Origin of the sequence: Dokdonella sp. (assembly GCF_035703485.1) — a bacterium.
Classification (GTDB): Bacteria; Pseudomonadota; Gammaproteobacteria; order Xanthomonadales; family Rhodanobacteraceae; genus Dokdonella.
On record NZ_DASSYD010000093.1, the window covers coordinates 1 to 4757 of the forward strand.

Genomic DNA, 4757 nt, shown 5'->3' on the forward strand with positions numbered 1-4757 from the left:
ATTTCTGAATGGGCGAGGAACGCACGATGCATTCGATGAATCCAGTCACGCGCCTGGGGCGCGCAATCCAGGTCATGTTGGCGGTCGCCGGTTTGATCCTGGCGACGGCGGCTCAGGCTGATGCGGTCAGCGACAATGCCGCGAGCTGGCTCAGAGGCCAGCAGATATCAACCGGGCCGACTGCCGGCGCATTTCCCTGGACACCGAGCGACGTTGCGACAAGCAACACCCAGGGCGCGTCCGCACTCGGCTTGCTGCGCGCCTGGGAGCGCAGCGGCAATGCCGCCGACCTTGCTGCCGCAGTGGCCAACGGCGATTGCATGATCAACGGCTGTGTATCGGGCATGACCTATCCCGACAATCATCACCGGTTTGCTACCCACGACCCGCTGTTTCTGGAACAGCTTTCGATCGACAGCGGTGATGCGCAATACGCGACCTTCGTCGATGACGAATTCTGGAGTCGATTGAGTGCAGGAATCTATGGCGCGTCGAGCGACCTGGATGCGCAAGGATTCGCCGACGCGGTGGTATCTTCACGCACCGGTCAGGGCTATCCCGATCTGGCCGCCTGGGACCTGTCCAAGACCGCGATTGCCGCGCAGCTGGCCGGCGAAACGGTGGCCCGCGACGCCATGATGCAAGGCATCCTTGACAGCTTGAACGCGTCCGACGGCCCACACACCACCTTCGACGTGATCGGGCTGACCGGGGCAATCTGGGCTTCGGCCGTGACCGGCGTCGATCTCGATCCGACCACGGGCAAATGGGCTGCCGCCAATAGCACAACCGAGCTGGCCAGCATGCTGCTCGCCTACCAGGCACCTTCCGGTGGCTTCGTCGGCAGCACCACGGCGCCTGGCGGCGTCATCGACGCGAATGCGGATTCACAGACCACCTCGTTCGCGATGCAGGCGCTTGATGCGGTCAATGGCGTCGCCTACGCAACCGAGATCCAGAACGGTTTTGCCTACATCTCGAGTCTGCAAGAGCCTTCGGGCGAATTTCTCTCCTTCACTGGCGCGTCCGCAGGTATGCAAGGTGCCGTTGAAAGTCATGGCGAGACGCTGGAAGCTTACGCATCGATCACCCAGCGCCCCGTCTCAGTCTACGTCGATGACGACTTTGCCGGCGACATGCCGGGCGATGCCGAGAGTTTCGTTCATCCGCAGGTGAATGGTGGCGCCGCGATTCCAGTCGTCTTCGGCCAGGATGCGTTTGCGACGATTGCCGACGCGCTGGCCCAGGTTCAACTCGGCGGCACCGTGTACGTGGCCAAGGGTTTGTATGCCGAGGATTTCCTCGCCATCAGCCGACCGGTCAGCATCATCGGTGAGCAAGCCGGTGTCGATGCGCGCACGCGCAGCACGGTCGATGCTGACGAGACCATCATTGTTCCGGGCATCGCGCAGTCCGGGCTCACCCTGAATTCGTATGGTTTTCCGGTCGTCGACATCTACACTGATGATGTGAGCCTCGATGGCATCATCATCGATGCCGACAACCCGGCTCTGACCTCGGGAGTCGCGCTCAATGGTGCAGATCCGGATGTCTCCGTGGGCATCTACGTGCAAGGCAACAACACCCGCTTCGAAAACAGCATTTTCCGCAACATCATTTATGCCGGCATCAATGGCTACGAGAGCAGCAGCAGTAGCAGCGGCGACAACCTCATCCGCCACAACCGCTTCGCCAACATCACTTCACCTTCTCAATGGGGCGTTGGCGTCATCTTGCAGAACAACTTCTATGCGCAGGTGAATGACAACCTTTTCGACGAAGTCCGCGTGGGTGTGCAGACCAACAACAACCATCGCCCGGCACCGAACGGCTTCCTGCCGAGCATCAGTGGCAATGAGATCGATGCCACGCGAATCGGAATTTTCCACAACCTGTTCTATTCGTCGGCCTCGACTTATGCGATCAGCGGCAACCAGATCGCTGCCGTGGCCAATGCGGGCGAAACCGGGCTATGGATGGGTCTGTGGGTTGAATCCATGGGTGGTGCACAAACCGTGACCATCGATGGAAACACGGTTGATGGCCTTGCAGTTGTCGGCAGTCGCCAAAGCGCTGGTTATCTGCTCAACAACATCACCAGTACGCTAAGTGCTTCGACGGAAATCAACGGTGGCAGCGTGAGCAACGTGGCTGCCGGCGTCCTCGCCACGGATGCCACTCGCTATACCGGACCGGTCAACGATTTCATTGTGCGCAACGTCGGCTTCTCCGATATCGGTAGCGCAGCGTTCTACATTGAAGACACGGTCGAAGAAGCGGGATCGGCGAAACTCAGCATCGGCGATGGCAACAGCTACGCCAACGTCGCGCATGTGCTGGCCTTGTCCGGCACCGCGCCTGTGGCCGGATTTGTCGATAGCCAGACGGCTGCACCGACCGTGTTCGTGCGCTCGGCTCGCAACTACTTCAGTGATCCCGCTTCGGCGACCTACACGGTTGCCAATGCTTCGATCAACACCGGTATTGGTTATGCGTCCGTCGCTGGCAAGGTCTCGGTCGAGGCCGGCAACTTCAATCAGAGTGCGCTGGTCAACAAGCAGGTCAGCGTCGAAGGCGCGTTCGCCGGAACCGCCGGCTATGATCCGGGACGTGACGGAACCGGCGAGACGGTGGTCAACCCAGGTAGCGGCTCGGTGTTCACGCTGGCCGCCAGCGGTGCCGTCGTCGATGGATTCACGGTTACAACATCAAGCGGTGTTGCGGTCGGTCCGAGCGGCGCAAGTCGCAACAACATGCAATTCATCAACAACCGGGTGGTCGATATTGCCAATGGTGTCGGTATTCGCTTTGAGCCAGGGGAAGGCAATCCCGCGAGTGGTTTGCAGATTACCGGGAACCTGTTTTCAAACATCAATGGATCCGGCCTCAATGGAGCAGCGATCCAGCTATACAAAGGTACTCGCGATGCGGTAGTCAGCGACAACCACATCGACAGCGCACGGACCTACGCGATTCAGGTCAATGGCGGCAATGGCTCGGTGTTGAACACCATGATCACCGGCAACGTGATCAGCGATTCGCTGGCCCTGGGTACCTTCAACGCGTTTGTGGCGACGAATGTCGGTGGCATGCAGGTTCGCGACAACACGGTATCCGGAGTTGCGACCGGACTGTTCATCTCCGACAAGGATTCCAGCCTCGACTTCGTCTGCAACAGTGTCTCGGGAGCCAATCGCGGAATTTCCAGTTCCGAGTTCTTCGGCGGCGTGGCCAACAGTGCGATTCGCATCTTCGACAACGCGATCCTCGGCAGCGTTACTGCTGACGTCAGAAATGGCATGACTCAGGATCTGGTGGTTGGTTCGAACTGGTACGGCGGCAACCCTCCCGTGGTCTCTGGCAACAATGTCTTTGTGGCGGATGCACTGCCCGCCACGCCGATCGGTGAAGCCGCTTGCGGCGTCAATGCAGCTACCGCGATCGTCGCCTACGCGGGCACGCCACAGAACACCGAGGTCAACACGGTCTTCGCATCGACCCTGGATGCGCGCGTGGTCGATGCTCTCGGCGGCGCGGTGATGGGTGAGAGCGTGAGCTTCGCCGCACCGGCGAGCGGCGCCTCGGCGACGCTTGGCACGGTCAGCGGTACGAGTGACTACAACGGCGTGGTTTCGAGCAGTGCCACGGCCAACAACCTCGCCGGCAGCTATGCGGTCACCGCGAGCAGCGGTAGCCTGAGCCCCGATGCAAGCTTCGCCCTGACCAATGACCCGCTCATTGGCACGGTCAGTTGGGATGATCTGAGCTTTGTCTACGACGGCAATACCCATGTCGCCACCGCGCATATCACCGAGGAGCCGGCAACAACGTGCACGGTGACGCCGGTGTTCGGCCCGGATGTCGGCAACTACGCGGTCACGGCCACGTGCAGCGGCTTGACGTACGCAGCCAGTGGCACGAACACGGCCAGCATCACGCCGGCCAACGCGACGCTTGCACTGAGCAACCTGACCCAGACCTTCGACGGCTCGCCGAAACCGGCCACGGTCACTTCGACCCCGAGCGGTGTCGCCTTCAGCGTGACCTACAACGGCAATCCGAGTGCGCCAAGCGCGATTGGAGATTACGCCGTGGTCGCGACCATCACCGATCCGAACTACACCGGTCCGCAGACCAGCGATGTCCTGCACATCGTCGCCGCCGATGCTCCGGATCTCGGCATCAGCATTACCGACAATCGCAGCTACGTGCAGTTCGGCAAGCTCTTGACCTACACGATCGTGGTCAACAACCCGGGCAACACCGACATCAGCGGCGCCACAGTAACCAGCAATCTGCCGATCACCCTGCTCAATGCGACACCGAGCTGGCAGTGTGTCCAGGTCAGCCCGGGAGCGAGCTGCACGCCAAGCGGCAGCGGCAACCTCAGCGATACGGCGGTCAACATTCCAGCCGGTGGCGGTGTGGTCTATCTGTTCAATGCCTGGGTCAAGGACGATGCGAGCCTGCCGAACGACGTGATCAGCACCACGGCCACGGTGACTGCAGCGGGGGATACCAACAGCGCCAACGACAGTGCCACCGATGAAACCCAGGCGGTGATTTTCCGCGACGGCTTCGAGGTCGGTGGTGACGGCGCCGAGGATGGCAACGCAACGACCAGCCCCGATCAGGCAACGAGCCTGAGCGGCGAGAACCTGCAGCTGCTCGACCTGACGGCGGCGCGTGCCGGTGACGGTCGCATCGTCGAACTGGCCCGGGTCGAAGGCAGCAATGGCGAAGTGATCCTGATCCAG

General features: G+C 61.1%; 1 protein-coding gene. It reads left to right on the top strand.

Features of this window, described 5'->3' with window-relative positions; translation table 11 throughout:
• Positions 1-35 precede the first annotated feature (35 nt).
• A partial coding sequence (locus VFN25_RS06930) for an MBG domain-containing protein (RefSeq protein ID WP_325140211.1) occupies positions 36-4757 on the top strand: 4722 nt, incomplete at its 3' end.